Annotated in this window: 15 protein-coding genes; 10 read left to right on the top strand and 5 right to left on the bottom strand. The window is 71.3% G+C overall.

What is annotated here, in order from left to right; translation table 11 throughout:
• Positions 1–40: 40 nt before the first annotated feature.
• The 4 genes from K8556_RS06670 (at position 41) to K8556_RS06685 (ending at position 4973) form a co-directional block, all read left to right on the top strand.
• Complete coding sequence (locus tag K8556_RS06670) at positions 41–1051, top strand: ATP-binding cassette domain-containing protein (RefSeq protein ID WP_223739162.1); 1011 nt, start codon at positions 41–43, stop codon at positions 1049–1051.
• The gene (locus tag K8556_RS06675) at positions 1048–1854 is read left to right on the top strand and encodes an ABC-2 family transporter protein (RefSeq protein WP_223739163.1); all 807 of its coding nucleotides are present in this window, start codon (positions 1048–1050) and stop codon (positions 1852–1854) included. The genes K8556_RS06670 and K8556_RS06675 overlap by 4 nt, the downstream gene beginning before the upstream one ends.
• 7 nt (positions 1855–1861) lie before the next feature.
• A complete protein-coding gene (locus tag K8556_RS06680) occupies positions 1862–2656 on the top strand; it encodes an ABC-2 family transporter protein (protein ID WP_223739289.1) in 795 nt (264 codons plus the stop codon).
• 142 nt (positions 2657–2798) lie between these two features.
• Positions 2799–4973, top strand: coding sequence for a kelch motif-containing protein (locus K8556_RS06685; protein WP_223739164.1), 2175 nt, complete (start codon positions 2799–2801; stop codon positions 4971–4973).
• A 14-nt stretch (positions 4974–4987) separates the two neighbouring features.
• Here the strand turns inward: K8556_RS06685 and K8556_RS06690 are convergent, their stop codons facing one another.
• Complete coding sequence (locus tag K8556_RS06690; RefSeq protein ID WP_223739165.1) at positions 4988–5893, bottom strand: helix-hairpin-helix domain-containing protein; 906 nt, start codon at positions 5891–5893, stop codon at positions 4988–4990.
• Positions 5894–6034: 141 nt separating this feature from the next.
• Here K8556_RS06690 and K8556_RS06695 point away from each other — a divergent pair, with 141 nt between their 5' ends.
• Positions 6035–7168, top strand: coding sequence for a hypothetical protein (locus tag K8556_RS06695; protein WP_223739166.1), 1134 nt, complete (start codon positions 6035–6037; stop codon positions 7166–7168).
• A gap of 4 nt (positions 7169–7172) precedes the next feature.
• Here K8556_RS06695 and K8556_RS06700 read toward each other — a convergent pair whose 3' ends face one another.
• Positions 7173–7571 (bottom strand): RidA family protein, encoded by a 399-nt coding sequence (locus tag K8556_RS06700; RefSeq protein ID WP_223739167.1) that lies wholly within the window; start codon positions 7569–7571, stop codon positions 7173–7175.
• A 121-nt stretch (positions 7572–7692) separates the two neighbouring features.
• On the opposite strand from K8556_RS06700, the gene K8556_RS06705 reads away from it, so the two are divergent.
• Positions 7693–9321, top strand: a complete 1629-nt coding sequence (locus tag K8556_RS06705; RefSeq protein ID WP_223739168.1) for a peptide chain release factor 3 — start codon at positions 7693–7695, stop codon at positions 9319–9321.
• A gap of 10 nt (positions 9322–9331) precedes the next feature.
• On the opposite strand, the gene K8556_RS06710 is transcribed toward K8556_RS06705, so the two are convergent.
• Entirely contained in the window at positions 9332–9874 is a 543-nt protein-coding gene (locus K8556_RS06710) for a hypothetical protein (protein ID WP_223739169.1), read from the bottom strand.
• Between the two features lie 44 nt (positions 9875–9918).
• Between K8556_RS06710 and K8556_RS06715 the strand changes: the two genes are divergently transcribed.
• Positions 9919–11424: a carboxypeptidase M32 gene (locus K8556_RS06715; protein WP_223739170.1), complete on the top strand. Its 1506-nt coding sequence runs from the start codon at positions 9919–9921 to the stop codon at positions 11422–11424.
• 4 nt (positions 11425–11428) lie between these two features.
• Here K8556_RS06715 and K8556_RS06720 read toward each other — a convergent pair whose 3' ends face one another.
• Both K8556_RS06720 and K8556_RS06725 read right to left on the bottom strand, forming a co-directional pair.
• Positions 11429–11785: a hypothetical protein gene (locus tag K8556_RS06720; RefSeq protein ID WP_223739171.1), complete on the bottom strand. Its 357-nt coding sequence runs from the start codon at positions 11783–11785 to the stop codon at positions 11429–11431.
• Between the two features lie 192 nt (positions 11786–11977).
• Positions 11978–13147, bottom strand: coding sequence for a ribonuclease D (locus tag K8556_RS06725; RefSeq protein ID WP_223739172.1), 1170 nt, complete (start codon positions 13145–13147; stop codon positions 11978–11980).
• Positions 13148–13212: 65 nt separating this feature from the next.
• Here K8556_RS06725 and ttcA point away from each other — a divergent pair, with 65 nt between their 5' ends.
• From ttcA to K8556_RS06740, 3 genes are read left to right on the top strand one after another with little or no spacing between them, the layout of a single operon-like run.
• Positions 13213–14070, top strand: coding sequence for a tRNA 2-thiocytidine(32) synthetase TtcA (gene ttcA / locus K8556_RS06730; protein ID WP_223739173.1), 858 nt, complete (start codon positions 13213–13215; stop codon positions 14068–14070).
• Positions 14049–14873 (top strand): tellurite resistance TerB family protein, encoded by an 825-nt coding sequence (locus K8556_RS06735; RefSeq protein WP_223739174.1) that lies wholly within the window; start codon positions 14049–14051, stop codon positions 14871–14873. The genes ttcA and K8556_RS06735 overlap by 22 nt, the downstream gene beginning before the upstream one ends.
• A 12-nt stretch (positions 14874–14885) precedes the next feature.
• On the top strand, positions 14886–15710 hold the full coding sequence (locus K8556_RS06740; RefSeq protein WP_223739175.1) for a phosphate/phosphite/phosphonate ABC transporter substrate-binding protein: 825 nt from the start codon (positions 14886–14888) through the stop codon (positions 15708–15710).
• Positions 15711–15720 lie beyond the last annotated feature (10 nt).

Here is a 15720-nt window from a genome sequence, read left to right on the forward strand (position 1 = left end):
GGTCGCCACCCGGAGGCGACCGCGTTAAACCCATCCCGCCATGATTTCCGTCCGCGGACTGCGCAAGCACTATCAGGTCCACAAGCGCCCGCCTGGCCTGAAGGCGGCCCTTCGCTCGCTCGTCCACCGCGGCTACACGACCGTCAAGGCCGTGGACGGCATCTCCTTCGACATCCGGCCCGGGGAGCGCGTGGGCTTCCTGGGCCCCAACGGCGCGGGCAAGACGACGACGCTGAAGGTGCTCGCCGGCCTGCTCCACCCGTCCGAGGGTGAAGTCACCGTGGATGGCCACGTGCCCCGCTTCCGCGAGGAGGCGTTCCTCAAGAAGATCATGCTGGTGATGGGGCAGAAGCAGCAGCTCCTGTGGGACCTACCGCCCTCGGAGACGTTCGAACTCAACCGCGCCATCTACGACGTGCCCCGCCCCCAGTACAAGCAGACGCTGGAGGAGCTGGTGTCGCTGCTGGAGCTGGGGGACCTCATCGGCAAGCCCACGCGGCAGCTCAGCCTGGGGGAGCGGATGAAGTGCGAGCTGGCCGCGGCCCTCATCCACCGCCCCCGGGTGCTCTTCCTGGACGAGCCCACCATCGGCCTGGACGTGTCCATGCAGGTGACGATGCGCGCGTTCATCAAGGCCTACAACGAGCAGACGGGCGCCACGCTCATCCTGACCAGCCACTACATGGACGACGTGGCGGCGCTCTGCCCGCGGGTCATCGTCATCGACAAGGGGCAGTTGTCCTACGACGGCAGCCTGGACGCGCTGGTGCAGCGCGTGCGCCCGGAGAAGCGCGTGGTGCTGCGGCTGGGCCAGCCGGTGGACGCGGGCCTGCTGACAGCGCTGGGCAAGGTGGTGTCGCACGAGCCGGGCTCGGCGGTGTTGCAGGTCCAGCAGGACGCGGTGAACGCCACGGTGGGCCGCGCGCTGTCCACGCTGCCGGTGACGGACCTGACGGTGGAGAACGCGCCGCTGGAAGAGGTGATGAGCGAGCTGTTCCAGGAGGGCAAGGCGCGCCGGGCGGAGGCCGCCCGGGAGGCGGCGTCCGCGTGAGCCTGCGCACGGCCCTCAAGGCGCTGCCCACGATGCTGCGCATCGGCTTCTCCGAGGCGGTGGCCTACCGCGCGGAGATGATCATCTGGGTGCTGGCCACCACCATGCCGCTCATCATGCTGGCCCTGTGGTCGGCGGTGGCGCGCGGCGGGCCGGTGGGCCGCTTCGGGCAGGCGGAGTTCACGGGCTACTTCCTCGCGGCCTTCTGTGTGCGGCAGATGACCAGCTCCTGGGTGGCGTGGCTGGTCAGCTACGAGGTGAAGCAGGGCACGCTGGCGATGCGGCTGTTGCGGCCCATCTCCCCGCTGCTGGCGTACGCGACGGAGGTGCTGGCGGGCATCCCGCTGCGCGTCGCCATCGTCGTGCCCGTGCTGGGCATCAGCCTGTGGGCGGCGGGCGCCGAGCGGGCGATCCCCACGTCGCTGGGGGGCTGGGGGCTGTTCGCGCTGGGCATCGTGGGCGCGTGGCTCATCACGTTCTACCTGAACGTCCTGCTGGGCACGCTGAGCCTGTTCCTGGAGAGCAGCCAGAAGCTGATGGAAGTCTACATGGTGCTGTTCTTCGTCTGCTCCGGGTACATGTTCCCGGTGGAGTTCTTCCCGCCCGGCGTGCGCACCGTCATGGAGTGGCTGCCGTTCCGCTACCAGATGGGGCTGCCGGTGGAGCTGATGACGGGGGCGCACGCGGCGAAGGAGGCCTGGGCGCTGCTGGCCGCGCAGTGGGCGTGGGTGCTGGGCCTGGGCGTGGTGTCCATGACGGTCTGGCGGCGGGGCCTGGCGCGCTTCGCGGCGTTCGGAGGGTAGGGCGGTGGTGAACGCGAGGCGCTACCTGCGGCTGTTGGGCGTGCAGTTGAAGGCCTCCGGCCTGCTGGCGTTGCAGTACCGCGCGGACTTCCTGGCGGAGGGGCTCACGTCGCTGGCGTGGACGTTCACCGCGCTGGCGCCGCTGTTCGTCGTCTTCGGCGCGCGGCCCAGCATCGAAGGCTGGACGTTCCAGGAGTCGCTGCTGGTGGTGGGCTGGTTCACGCTCTTGCAGGGCGTGCTGGAGGGCGCCATCAGCCCCAGCCTCACGGGCATGGTGGAGCACATCCGCAAGGGCACGCTGGACTTCGTGCTGCTCAAGCCCGCGGACGCGCAGTTCCTGGTGTCCACGCAGCGCTTCCTGCCGTGGCGGGCGGTGAACGTGCTGTCCGGCGTGGGGCTGTTCGTCTACGCGTTCGTGTCGCTGGGGCGCTGGCCGTCCTTGCCGGGCGTGTTCGCGTCGCTGGTGTTGCTGGGGACGAGCATGCTCATCCTCTACTCGATGTGGATCCTCGTGGTGAGCGCGGCCTTCTTCGTGGTGAAGGTGGACAACCTCACGTACCTGTTCACGTCCATCTTCGACGCGGCCCGGTGGCCGTCCTCGGTGTTTCGGGGCTCGCTGGCGTGGGTGTTCACCTTCATCATCCCGCTGGCGCTGATGACGACCTTCCCCGCGCTGGCGCTGCTGGGCCGGCTGCCGTGGACCTGGCTGGTGGGCGCGGTGGTGGGCGCGGTGGCGTTCGCCGCGGTGGCGCGGTGGGTGTGGCGGATGTCCATCCGCCACTACACGTCCGCGAGCAGTTGAGCCGCGTCGCGGAGGCATGTCTGACCCGGCTTGTCTGGTTGATAGGAATTCCGCTGTTGTCTTTCCTTCGTCTGGGTTAAGGGCCGCCCCCCCCGCGCGGCGAAAGCCGCGTCCCCCCATGAAGTGAAGGACCTCCCCCTCCATGCTCCATATCCGTCTTCACGGCCTGCTGGCCGCGCTCGCGCTTGCGTCCACGGCGGCCTGCGCCCCCGAAGCTCCGTCGTTCCATGACGCCCCCTCCACCTCCACCTCGCGCCTGGACACGTCCTCGTGGGGCAGCGCCGGCACCATGGCCTCCGCGCGCGTGGATGCCACGGCCACCCTGCTGCGCAATGGCTATGTGCTCGTCGCGGGCGGGGGCACGTCCGCCGTGGAACTGCATGATCCGCGCACCGGCCGCTGGTTCTCGCTGAGCGCCATGGCCACCAGCCGCCAGCGCCACACCGCCACGCTGCTGGCCTCCGGCAAGGTGCTGGTGGTGGGCGGAGGCACCTCCGTGCTGGCGTCGGCCGGCGCGGAGCTGTTCGACCCGGACACCAACAGTTGGTCCGCGGCGACGGGGCTGGACCTGCCCCGCTCCCAGCACACCGCGACGCTGCTCCCGGATGGCCGGGTGCTGGTGACGGGCGGAGACAGCGGCTTCGGCAACGCGCTGTCCAGCGCGATGCTCTACTCCCCCGCGACCCACTCCTGGTCCGTCACCGGCCGGATGGTCGCGGCCCGGCTGGGCCACGCGGCGACGCTGCTGCCGGACGGGAAGGTGCTGGTGACGGGCGGCCGGGACAGCGCCAACGGGGACGTGCTGGCGACGGCGGAGCGCTACGACCCCGCGACGGGCGAGTGGACGGCGGTGGGCCGCATGGTCACGCAGCGCACCGGGCACACGGCGACGCTGCTGCTCTCCGGGCAGGTGCTGGTGGCGGGCGGCTTCGCGGGCAGCCTGGCCACGAACACGTCCGAGTTGTTCGACCCGGGCACCGGCACCTGGACGTCCCAGGGCGCGCTGCCGTTCCAGTCCGTCTTCCACACCGCGACGCTGCTCACCTCCGGGCAGGTGCTGGTGGCGGGCGGCTCCACGGGCGGCCAGCCCTACCTGGACCGCGCCGCGCTCTACACGCCGGCCACCGGCGTCTGGACGGAGACGGCGACGATGGCCTCGCGCCGCATCAGCCACGCCGCCGCGCTGCTCCCGTCAGGAGAGGTCCTCGTGCTGGGCGGCGTGCCCCAGGCGGGGGCGCTCAGCGCGTCCGCGGAGCGCTACCGCCCGTCCGCCCTGCCGTGGAGCGCGGCGGCGGGCCTGGGCACCGCGCGCTCGCAGCTCAGCGCCACGCGGCTGAGCACGGGCGACGTGCTGGTGGCGGGCGGGGCGTCCTTCTCCGGCGCCGCCCTGGTGAGCGCCATTCTGTACGACGAGGCGACGAACAGTTGGCGGGACACCGGCTCGCTGGGGACCGCGCGCTTCCTGCACTCGGCCACGCCCTTGAATGACGGCCGCGTGCTGGTGAGCGGCGGGCAGCGGGACGCCTCCACCTGGCTGTCCGCCACGGAGGTCTACGCGCCCGCCACGGGGACCTGGACGCCGGTGGGGGACCTGGGGACGGGGCGGGCCCGTCACACCGCGACGCTGCTCCCGGGCTCCGGCCAGGTGCTGGTGACGGGCGGCGCGTCGGGCGCGAGCATCTCCTCCACGCTCGCGAGCGCGGAGCTGTTCAACCCGGCCACGGGCACCTGGAGCGCCACGGGCGCCATGGGACACGCGCGCACGTACCACGCGGCCGTGCCGCTGCCTTCGGGCGAGGTGCTGGTGATGGGCGGCAGCTCCACGGGGGCGGACGCCATCACCGCGAGCGCGGAGCTGTTCAACCCGGCCACGGGCACGTGGCGGCCCACGGCGTCCATGGCGGTGGCGCGCTATGGCCACATCGCGGTGCCGCTGGGCCATGGCGCCCAGGTGCTGGTGGCGGGCGGTTGGGGCGTGGACGGGCCGCTGCGCTCGGCGGAGCTGTACGACGTGGCGCAAGGCACCTGGAGGACCGTGGCGCCGATGAACACGCCGCGCTACCTGCCGCACGCCACGGCGCTGTCCACGGGCCGCGTGCTGGTGGTGACGGGGGAGGGGGGCTCGGGGTTGGGCGTGCTCGACTCGGCGGAGGTGTATGACGCCGCGATGAACGCCTGGACGCCCGCGGGCATCCTGTCCACGCGCAACACGCACCACGGACTGGCCCTGCTGCCCTCCGGCCGCGTGCTGGTCGCGGGCGGCAGCGGGAGCAGCGGCGCGCGCGTCGCCGTGGACGTGTACTCACCGGCGCCCTGAGCCGGGCGCTGGCTTCACGCGCCCGCGTGCGGCGCTTCGTGCGCCGCGTCCCGGCGGGCGTAGTACGCGAGACATTCGTTCTCGCGCCCGCGCACCACGCGTCTGCCATTGAGCGGCCCGACGTGGGAGGTCACCACGGTGTACTGGCCTTCCACGTCGTCCTGGTCGTAGTAGAGGACCACCCAGTCATCCGTGGCGTTCTGCTGGTGCGCCAGCGCCGTGTTGGAGAACAGCGCGCGGAAGTTCCAGCCGTCCACGTGCTCGCGCATCACCGGCAGCCAGGCCGCTCCGGAGGGGTTGAAGCGCTTGGGCGCGATGCGGCGCAGCTCCCCGGCCGCCGCCCTCCGCCGGTAGTCCGCGTCCACGCGCAGCAGCAGCGCCACCGGCGGGCGCGGCGCGTCCTCTCCGCCATGCGAGCGCGCCCGCTCGCGCTCGCGCCGGTTGCGTCCCAGCCGCGCCGCCAGCACCTCGCGCACCTGCTCCGCGCGCCGGGGGCCGAAGCCCTCCACCCGCTCCAGGCGCCCGTCGTGCGCGGCCAGCTCCAGCGCCTCCAGCGTGGAGATGTCCAACGCGTCATGGATGCGCTTCGCCAGCTCCGGTCCGATGCCGGGCACGCTGGCGAGCAGGACCTCGGGGGAGGCTTCTCCCTCCAGCCGCTCGAGCAGCCCCACGTGTCCCGTGCGCACCAGCTCCGCGACCGTCCCCGCGATGCTCTTGCCCACGCCGGGCAGCGCCCGCAGGCCGGCCTCTCCCTCCGCCGCCAGCACCTGCGCCACCGAGTCCGGCCAGTTCGCGATGGTCGCCGCCGCCTTGCGGTAGGCCCCCACCCGGAAGGGCATCGCGTCCTGCGTCTCCAGCAGGTCCGCCACCCGCTCCAGCGCGTCCGCGATGTCGATGTTGCTCTTCCATTCGACGCCCATGGTCCCTGAAAGGTAGGGGCTCCCCGGGAGGGCGACCACCCCGTGGGCCGACACCCGCGCACATCGCGGCCCCCCGCGAAGAAAATTCCCCGCCCCGCAACCGCGCCGGGTCCGCCGGGTTTGAAGGAACAGCAGGCAGTCATGCGAACCTTTTCGACCTGGAGGATGACGATGCGCTGGAACAAGACGTTGGCGGTGGGTGCGGCCCTGGTGCTCTCGACGGCGTGCGGCGGGGTGGATGATCAGGAGGCGGTGGAGTCCCTGCCGGACTTCGCGGGCACCTCGCTGGAGATCAACACGGACGCGCTCGCGCAGGACGGCGCCGCGCTGGTGGCCCAGGACCTGATGCAGGTGGAGGCGTCGCTGGACGGTCAGGGCGCCGCGATGCTGGAGGGCGCCCGCATGGAGGTGAAGGCGCTCAACGACACGCTCCGGCAGGCGCTGGTGCCCATCGCGGAGCTGGCGAAGCAGGCCGCCGACGCGCAGCCCGGTGACGTGCTGGTGTACGGCCCCACCGACCGCGCCAACGCCACCTTCAAGCTCGCCATCCGCAAGGGCGCGGGGCAGCGCTACCAGTGGAAGCTGGAGGCCCGTCCGCTGAACAGCGCGGACGACGTCGCCTTCAAGGTCATCGCAGCGGGCGCGCTCAAGCGCGGGGATGCGGCGCACCGGGGCCGGGGCACGCTGGCCATCTCCCTGGACAACCTCAAGGCGGTGGCCCCGTCCTACGCGGGCCAGGGCAAGCTGATGATGTCGTTCGCCCACTTCGGCAAGGGCAGCAAGTCCCTGGCGTACCGGCTGGCCAACTTCACCCCCAACCCCGCCACGCACGACGCCGTCACCGGCGCCTTCGTGGGCCACAAGATTGAAGCCACCGGCGTCACCCGCGTGCGCGTGCTCGGCCCGTACAACCTGCCCGGCACCGCCACCTCCGCGAAGGAGAAGGTGCTCTCCTCCGTGCGCCACATCCCCGGCACCGGCGGCCGCGTGGACGTGCGCGCCTGGGGCGGCGACATCGCGGCGAACACCTCCTACGTGGGCACCGCCTGCTGGGACGCGCAGGAGAAGGAGGTCTACCGCGTCCTCCTGCAGTGCTCGGAGTCCGGCTGCACGGAGGTGCCCGGCAGCCGCGTGGGCACCTTCCAGGCCTGCCCCGCGGTGGAGCTGCGCGGCGACGTGACGCCCCCGGAGGGCACCGGCGACGACGTGACGCCCGAGCCCGGCAACCCCGGCGCGCCGGACGACGTCCCCACCGACGTCACCCCCGAGTTCTAGGCCGTCAGGCCAGCGCGGACGCCACCACCGCGTCCGCTTCGATCTCCACCAGCATCCGCGGGTCGATGAGCGCCTTCACCTCCACCATGGAGGTGGCCGGGCGGATGGCGGCGAACACCTCACCGTGGGCGCGGCCAATCTCTTCCCAGCGCGAGATGTCGGTGACGTACATGCGCGTGCGCACCACGTCCTCCAGCCGGGCGCCCACCGCCTCCAGCGCCGCACGGATGTTGGACAGCGCCTGGGCCGCCTGCCGGTACGCATCCCCTTCACCCACGAGCTGGCCGTCCGCGCCAGTGGCGGTGGTGCCGGACACGGACACGAAGGGGCCCGTGCGCACCGCCCTCGAGTAGCCCACCCGGGGCTCCCAGGGGGTGCCGGTGACATGGAGGATTCGCGGCATGGCGTGGCTCCAATGTGGGCTGGAGGGAGGGCCACCCCGGAGGGCCGGAGCCCGGCCGGACCTCCAGGCGCTGCTTGCGAAGCTGCAAGGAACGACCGCCCGTGATAGTTGGCCTCGGATCATGGCCAACGAGCTCGAGAGGGAGGTCGCCCGGCGACGGACCTTCGCCATCATCTCCCACCCCGACGCGGGAAAGACAACCCTGACGGAGAAGCTGCTGCTGTACGGCGGCGCCATCCACCTGGCCGGAAGCGTCAAGGCCAAGCGGGCGCGGCGCCACGCGACCAGCGACTGGATGGAGCTGGAGAAGGAGCGCGGCATCTCCGTCACGTCGTCCGTGCTCCAGTTCAGCTACCGCGACCACGCGGTGAACCTGCTGGACACCCCGGGCCACCAGGACTTCTCCGAGGACACCTACCGCACGCTCTCCGCCGCCGACGCGGCGGTGATGCTCATCGACGCGGCGAAGGGCGTGGAGCCCCAGACGAAGAAGCTCTTCAAGGTGTGCCGCATGCGCGGCATCCCCATCTTCACCTTCGTCAACAAGCTGGACCGCTTCGGCCGTGAGCCGCTCGACTTGATGAACGAGCTGGAGCAGGTGCTGGGCATCCGCTCGTACCCCATGAACTGGCCCATTGGCATGGGGCCGGAGTTCCGCGGCGTCTACGACCGGCAGGCGCGCGTGGTGCACGTGTTCTCCGCGGAGGGCTCGCACGGCGAGTCGGAGGTGGCGGAGCGCTCGGTGTCCATCGACTCGGAGGAGATCAAGACCGTCCTCACGGAGAACGAGCTGGAGAAGCTCCGCGAGGACATCGAGCTGCTGGACATCGGCGGGGACGAGTTCACGCGCGAGAAGTCGGACGCGGGGCAGTTGTCCCCCATGTTCTTCGGCAGCGCGATGACCAACTTCGGCGTGCGGCCCTTCCTGGACGCGTTCCTGGACCTGGCGCCCGCGCCCACGTCGCGCCCCACCACGCAGGGCCCGCGCGAGCCCACCAACCCGAAGTTCGCGGGCTTCGTCTTCAAGATTCAAGCGAACATGGACCCCGCGCACCGCGACCGCATCGCGTTCATGCGCGTGGTGTCCGGCCGCTACGTGAAGGGCATGAACGCCTTCCACTCGCGCCTGGGCAAGGAGGTGCGGCTCGCCAAGCCCAGCCAGTTCATGGCCGCCGAGCGCACGTCCATCGAGGACGCGTGGCCGGGGGACGTCATCGGCCTGTTCGACCCGGGGCAGTACCGCATCGGCGACTCGCTGGCGGAGGGCTCGCAGGACGTGCTCTTCGAGGGCGTGCCGCGCTTCAGCCCGGAGTTCTTCGCGGTGGTGCGCTCCAAGGATCCGCTGCGCCGCAAGCAGATGGAGAAGGGCCTGGAGCAGCTCTCCGAGGAGGGCACGGTGCAGATCTTCCAGCAGCTCGCCATGGGCATGAAGGACCCCATCGTCGGCGTGGTGGGCGCGCTCCAGTTCGAGGTGCTCCAGTACCGCCTGGAGCACGAGTACGGCGCGAAGATCGCCCTGGACCGGCTGCCCTTCAGCCACGCCCGGTGGGTGGTGGGGCAGAACTTCGACCCGAAGTCGTTCGACTGGGAGGGCAACCGCCAGACGGTGCAGGACCGCGACGGGCTGCCCCTGGTGCTCTTCCGCGACGACTGGGCGCTCCAGCACGCCGAGGAGAAGCACCCGGAGCTGAAGTTCCTCTCCGAGGCCCCGCTCCTGCGCCAGGCCGCGTCGGCCGCGACCGGCAGCTAGGACAACGCGCCTACTTGTGCGGCACCACGGTGCCGCCCCGGAAGGCCGAGTCGCGCAGCACCAGGCCCTCCTTGAAGAGGCGCGCGGCGCGGTTGCCCACGAAGAAGTCCTTCGGGTCGCCCCGGCGGAAGGTCTTCTTCACGAACTCCTCCACCTCCAGGTAGAGGCGGCGGAACTTGTCCGGGGCCGCGTCGCGGCGGCCCGTCTGGGACGTCACCTCCAGCTCCACCCACATCTTCCCGCTGAGCAGCTCGCCCTCCTCGTTGCGGCGCGAGCGCTCGATGAAGATGACGGGCGAGCGCACCTCGTCGATGCGCCAGAAGCCCTTGTCCGGGCCGCGCTTCACCTTGTCCACCATGGCGGGGCCAATCTCGCTGGCGACCAGGTACAGGTCCTCCTCCGGCAGGCGCGGGATGTTCTCCGCCGTGGCCCGGAAGGCCTGCCAGTCCGGGGGGACGCGGCGGGGGTACACCTCGAGGACGTGGCGCTCCAGGAAGCGGAAGAAGGCGACCTCGTCGTCGGGTGCCATGAAGAATTGGAGGATGTTGGCCATCGCGGGGGTCCTCATACCCTGGAAGCGCGCTAGAAACACAAGCCATGGACTCCTGGCTGCGCGCGCGGATGCATGAGCTGAACGACCTGAACAGCGTCATCAACCTGGCTTCCTGGGACCGGGAGGTCTACCTGCCCTCCAAGGGAGGCGCCGCCCGCGCCCAGCAGATGGCCACCGTCCAGGCCCTCCACCACGAGCGGCTGGTGGATCCACGCCTGGGCGAGGCCCTGGCCCGCGCGGGGGAGGGGGGCCCGGACTTCGCGTCCCTCACGCCCGACGAGCGCGCCATGGTGCGCGTCCTCACCCGCGAGCGCGACCGCGCGGTGCGGCTGCCCGCCCGGCTGGTGACCGCGCTGGCGGAGGCGCAGGGCGAGGGGCTCCAGGCCTGGCGCGAGGCGCGCACCACGAAGCGCTTCGAGCGCTTCCAGCCCGCGCTGGCGGCGCTGCTGGCCCTGCGCCGCGAGCAGGCGGATGCGCAGGGCCACGACGGTGAGCGCTACGACGCGCTGCTGGAGGGCTTCGAGCCCGGCATGCGCGTCAAGCGCCTGACGCCGGTGCTCACCGCGCTGCGAGACGCGCTCATCCCCATGGTGGCCGCGCTGGGCGAGCAGAAGCGGCCCTTCCCCGCGTTCCTCTCCGGCCGCACCTACGACACCGGCCAGCAGTGGCGGTTCACGATGCGGCTGCTCAAGGCGGTGGGCTTCGACCTGGAGTCGGGCCGCCAGGACGTGAGCATCCACCCCTTCACCAACAGCGTGCACGCGCAGGACGTGCGCCTCACCACGCGCCTGGACGCGACGTGGCCTCCGGCCGCCCTCTTCGGCACGCTCCACGAGGCGGGCCACGGCCTGTACGAGCAGGGCTTCTCCCCGGAGCACCACCGCACGCCGCTGGCGTCCGTGCCCTCCATGGGCCTGCACGAGTCCCAGTCCCGCCTGTGGGAGAACCTGGTGGGCCGCGGCCGCGCCTTCTGGGTGCCGCACTTCCCCGCGCTGAAGGAGGCCTTCCCGGAGGCGCTGGCGGACGTGGACCTGGACGGCTTCCACGCGGGCATCAACCACGTGGTGCCGTCGCTCATCCGCGTGGAGGCGGATGAGGTGACGTACAACCTGCACATCGCCCTGCGCTACGAGCTGGAGCTGGCGATGCTGCGCGACGAGCTGCCCGTGTCGGAGCTGCCGTCCGCGTGGAACGAGCGCATGCGGCGCTACCTGGGGATTACCCCCCCGGACGACACGCAGGGCGTGCTCCAGGACATTCACTGGGCCTGGGGAGAGCTGGGCTACTTCCCCACGTACTCGCTGGGCAACCTGTACGCGGCCTCGCTGTACGCCGCCGCGAGCCGGGCGCTGCCGTCGCTGGAGGCGGACCTGGCGAAGGGCGACACGGCGTCACTGCTGGGGTGGCTGCGCGCGAACCTGCATTCGCACGGCTTCCGGCTGCCCGCGGAGGAGCGCGTGCGCGCCATCACCGGCGAGGGGCTCACGGACCGGGACTTCCTGGCGTACCTGCGCGCGAAGTACGGCGCGCTGTACGGCATCCAGCTCTAGCGACTCAGGCCGCGAACACCAGCGGGCGGCACGCGCGCGCCAGGTGCAGCGCGTCCCGCGCGAGCGCGTGCGCGTCCGGGTCCTGCGCCTCCAGCCACGCGGCGCGGGCCACCTGGCTGCCCAACTCGAAGCACAGGCTGGCGGTGCGGCGCGACAGGCGGCTCTCCTTCTGGAGCGCGCGCACGTTGAGCTCGCACAGCTCCGCGCACTGGCGCAGCAGGCGCACCGCGTCGTCATCCGCCGGGATGCCCTGCGCCGTCAGGCGCGCCATGCCCGCCTCGCAGGCCGACTGGCACTTCTGGCTCGCGGCGATGCACCGGGAGACCTCTGTCCGCGCCCCGCCTGTCCTGGCTCCCAACATGGCCACGCCCTCCCTTTGTGCGGCGTCAAAGGTACGCACGCACGCGTTTCTCGCAACCGGCACCCAAGCCGCAGATGGCGCTTCAACACCTGCGTTCCAGGGCCATGGACAGCGAGCCGGCAAGGGATGCACAAGCCGCGCGCACGATTCCGCCGAAGCGTAGCCCAGTTGCCTCTTCGTCGCGGGGGAACGTCAGCTTCCGGGCACCGGGAAGGGCTTGAGCAACGCCACCAGCTTGTCGCCGTACAGCTTGATCCGCTTTTCCCCGAGGTACGGCACCTGGGAGAGCTCCGACACGTCCGCGGGCGGCTTGGACGCGAGCGCGTCCATGAGCGGGTTGGTGAGCACCACGCTGGGCGTCACCTTGCGCAGGGCGGCCTGCTCCACGCGGAACGCCTTGAGCGCGTCCTCGCGCTTGCGCCGGTGGGGGTCGCGCGGACCCTTGGGCTCACGGTCCAGGTCCAGCTCGCCCCGGGCGGCCTTCTGCTGATGGTCGCGGATGAGGGCGAGGATGGCGTCGCCGTGCGCGCGCACCACCGCGCCCCGCACGCCGGCCGCGCGGGCCAGGTCCTTGTGCGTGTCCGGCTGCTTCAGGGCCAGGTCGGTGATGGCCATGTTGGACAGCATGCGGCCCATGGGCACGTTGTCCTTCTCCGCCCACTCCAGCCGCAGCTTGTGCAGCGCCTGCGCGATGGCGTACGCGAGCCCGTACTGGGCCGTGCTCAGGCCGGTGCGCGACAGCTTGGGCTTGTACTCGGCGCCCACCTCCGGCCGGGCCTCGGCCTCCGCGCACATGCGCTCGCAGTCCAGCAGCACCTCCTCCAGGATGTCCGCCTCGCGGCACGCGTCGCGCACCTGGCGGCCCAGCTCACAGAGGTAGCGCACGTCATTGGCGATGTAGTCCCGCATGCCCGGGGGCAGGGGGCGCAGGGAGAAGTCGGACTGCTGGTGCTCCTTCGGCAGCTCCACGCCCAGCCGCTCGCGCGCCAGGTCCGCCAGGCCCACCTTGGGCCACCCCAGGAGCGTCACCGCGCGGTGCGTGTCGAAGAGGCCGCGCACGCGCACGCCCGCCTCCGCCAGGAACTGCAGGTCGCCCTGGGCGGCGTGGAAGTACTTGGTGCGCGCGGGGTCCTCCATCATGGGGGAGAGCAGGCGCGGATCCACGCCCGGCTGGAGCGTGTCGAAGAGGAAGATGTCCGTGTCGGTGCCCAACTGGAGGAAGCACAGGCGGGCGCGGAAGGCGTGCATCGCGTCCGCCTCCAGGTCCACCGCCACTTCCGGCGCGGCCTCCAGCACCCGCGTGGCGGCTTCCTCGCCCGCGCGGTCCACCACGTCCACGGCACCCTGAGGGAAGGTCGGCATCGCGGGGAGCAGGCTAGCGGACCGGCCCGCCCCTTTGACGTGTTTTTTCCCGAACCGCCGCTAGGATGGCCCCGCCGATGAACGACGCCCAACGTCTTGAAAAAAGCCTGCTTGGCCACATGGGCCGGGCCATCGCGGACTTCCGCCTCATCGAGGCCGGGGACCGCATCATGGTGGGCGTGTCGGGAGGCAAGGACTCCTACACGATGCTCCACCTGCTGCGCGAGCTGCAGCGGCGAGCCCCCGTGAAGTTCGACTTGCTGGCCGTGAACCTGGACCAGGGCCACCCGGGATTCCCCGGTCACATCCTGGAGGGCTACTTCCAGAAGGAAGGCTACGCCTACAAGATGCTGAAGGAGGACACCTACAGCATCGTCCTGGAGAAGACCCCGCCCGGGAAGACGCAGTGCTCGGTGTGCTCACGCCTGCGCCGGGGCATCCTCTACAACGCCGCCGTGCACCTGGGCTGCAACAAGATCGCCCTGGGCCACCACCGCGACGACCTCATCCACACGATGCTCCTGAACATGTTCTTCGCCGGGAGCCTCAAGGCGATGCCGCCGCTGCTCAAGAGCGACGACGGCCGCAACGTGGTCATCCGGCCGCTGTGCTACGCGCCGGAGAAGGAGATCATCCAGTTCGCGCAAGCGAAGCAGTTCCCCATCATCCCCTGCGACCTGTGCGGGTCGCAGGAGAACCTGCAGCGCAAGCGGATGCAGAAGCTGGTGGAGGATTTGGGCAAGGAGATCCCCAACGTCCGCCAGAGCCTGCTCAACGCGATGTCGAACGTGCGGCCCACGCACCTCTTGGACAAGACGCTGAACCCGGACCCGCTGAACGCGACGGAAGACGGGCCCGTGGCCACCCCCCCCACCAACGAGACGCAAGGGAGCGCCAGTCCATGGCTCGAGAGCAGGCAGTAAAGGCGCGCAAGGAGCGCAACGCGGCGCTGGTGGAGGCCATGCTGCTGGCCGCGATGGCGGACGGCAGCGTGTCCCAGCGCGAGATGCAGACGCTGCTGGCGCGCGTGCTGGAGCGCCCGGAGTTCGAGGGCACGCAGTCCGGTGAGCTCAACCTGCTGGTGGAGACCAGCGCGGTGCGCCTGTCGGAGGCGCGCAACCTGGAGGAGGTGCTCGCCTCGCTGCGCCGCAGGCTGCCGGACCACAAGAACCGGATGCTGGCGTTCGGCCTGGCGGCGGCGGTGGCGCTGGCGGACCAGCGAGCCACCCGGTCGGAGCTGGGGCTGCTCAAGACGTTCCAGGCGGCGCTGGGCATCTCCGAGGACGAGGTCGCGCAGATCATCGACGTCATCGAGCAGGGGGGCAGCCTGTCGGAGGCGCTGGGCGAGCCCCTGGAGCGGCTGTTCGCGGAGGTGATGGTCCTGGTGCTGGCGGCGGACGGCCAGTTGAAGGAGGCGGAGGCGCGGGCGATGGTGGAGAGCTTCGCGGCGGATCCGCTCTTCCAGAACGTGAGCCCGGAGCGGGCGCAGGGCTTCGTGAGCGAGTCCGTGGCGGCGCTGGCCACGGACGGGCTGCCCCAGCGGCTCCATGTCCTGGCGCACGGGCTGGCCACGCACTCGCAGCGGGTGAAGGCGTACCAGTTGGCCACGAAGATCGCCCATGCGTCCGGCCGGACGAGCACCGCGGAGCAGCGCATCCTGGATCTGCTCCAGGCGACGTTCGGTCTGGCTGACGATGAAGTGGCGCGGTTGGACCAGCAGGGGTAAACCGGGAGTCGTATGACCCCGCACGTCCCCGCCGGTTCGCGGCACTCCTTCCGTTTCGGTCTGCCGCCGTCCTTGGGCAGCGAGACGGCGCGCGAGCGTGCGGAACGTCTCGCGTCGTTCCTGCAGCGCGCGCTGGGCAAGCTGGTGGAGGTGAACGTCGCCACCAGCTACGAGACCCTGGCCAAGGACCTCTTGTCCGGGCGGGCGGACGCCGCCTGGGCGCCGCCCTTCGTGTGCGCGCGCATGGAGGCCATGGGCGTGCGGGTGCTGGCGCGCGGGGTGCGCCGGGGCATGTCCAGCTACCGCTCCGCGCTGGTGGGGCGGGCGGGCTCCGGGCTGACGCTGGAGAAGCTGAAGGGCGCCACGGCGGCGTGGGTGGACCGCGATTCGGTGGCGGGCTACCTGTTGCCCAGCGCGTTCCTGAAGACGCAGGGACTGGAGCCGTCGCGAGCGTTCGTGTCGCAGCAGTTCACGGGCTCGTACCAGGGCGCGCTGGAGGCGGTGCTGGAAGGCAGGGCGGACGTGACGAGCGTCTTCTGTCCGCCGGCCTCCACGGGTCTGACGTTCACCACGGGCGTGGAGGACGTGCTGGGGCCGGGGATGGGCGCGAAGTTCGAGCTCCTGGCGTACACGGACGAGGCCCCCAACGACGGCGTGCCGGTGGCGATGGGGCTGCCCGCGCCGCTGGTGACGGCGCTGGAGGCGGCGCTCCTGGGGTTGCCGTCCACGCCGGACGGGCAGGCGCTGCTGCGCGACATCTTCAACGCGGACCGCTTCGAAGTGGCCCCGCGCATGGGCTACCGCGCGCTGTACCGCGTGGCCCTGGCGAGCCTGTAGCCGAGCGGTT

The sequence above is a fragment of the Corallococcus sp. AS-1-12 genome, from assembly GCF_020036995.1.
In the GTDB taxonomy this organism is placed as follows: domain Bacteria; phylum Myxococcota; class Myxococcia; order Myxococcales; family Myxococcaceae; genus Corallococcus.

Excerpts from the sequence above, each read along its gene's own strand:
- K8556_RS06670 (WP_223739162.1), top strand. The coding sequence starts at position 41 with ATGATTTCCGTCCGCGGACTGCGCAAGCACTATCAGGTCCACAAGCGC.
- K8556_RS06685 (WP_223739164.1), top strand. The coding sequence starts at position 2,799 with ATGCTCCATATCCGTCTTCACGGCCTGCTGGCCGCGCTCGCGCTTGCG.
- K8556_RS06690 (WP_223739165.1), bottom strand. The coding sequence starts at position 5,893 with ATGGGCGTCGAATGGAAGAGCAACATCGACATCGCGGACGCGCTGGAG.
- K8556_RS06695 (WP_223739166.1), top strand. The coding sequence starts at position 6,035 with ATGCGAACCTTTTCGACCTGGAGGATGACGATGCGCTGGAACAAGACG.
- K8556_RS06700 (WP_223739167.1), bottom strand. The coding sequence starts at position 7,571 with ATGCCGCGAATCCTCCATGTCACCGGCACCCCCTGGGAGCCCCGGGTG.
- K8556_RS06705 (WP_223739168.1), top strand. The coding sequence starts at position 7,693 with ATGGCCAACGAGCTCGAGAGGGAGGTCGCCCGGCGACGGACCTTCGCC.
- K8556_RS06710 (WP_223739169.1), bottom strand. The coding sequence starts at position 9,874 with ATGGCCAACATCCTCCAATTCTTCATGGCACCCGACGACGAGGTCGCC.
- K8556_RS06715 (WP_223739170.1), top strand. The coding sequence starts at position 9,919 with ATGGACTCCTGGCTGCGCGCGCGGATGCATGAGCTGAACGACCTGAAC.
- K8556_RS06720 (WP_223739171.1), bottom strand. The coding sequence starts at position 11,785 with ATGTTGGGAGCCAGGACAGGCGGGGCGCGGACAGAGGTCTCCCGGTGC.
- K8556_RS06725 (WP_223739172.1), bottom strand. The coding sequence starts at position 13,147 with ATGCCGACCTTCCCTCAGGGTGCCGTGGACGTGGTGGACCGCGCGGGC.
- ttcA (WP_223739173.1), top strand. The coding sequence starts at position 13,213 with ATGGCCCCGCCGATGAACGACGCCCAACGTCTTGAAAAAAGCCTGCTT.
- K8556_RS06735 (WP_223739174.1), top strand. The coding sequence starts at position 14,049 with ATGGCTCGAGAGCAGGCAGTAAAGGCGCGCAAGGAGCGCAACGCGGCG.
- K8556_RS06740 (WP_223739175.1), top strand. The coding sequence starts at position 14,886 with ATGACCCCGCACGTCCCCGCCGGTTCGCGGCACTCCTTCCGTTTCGGT.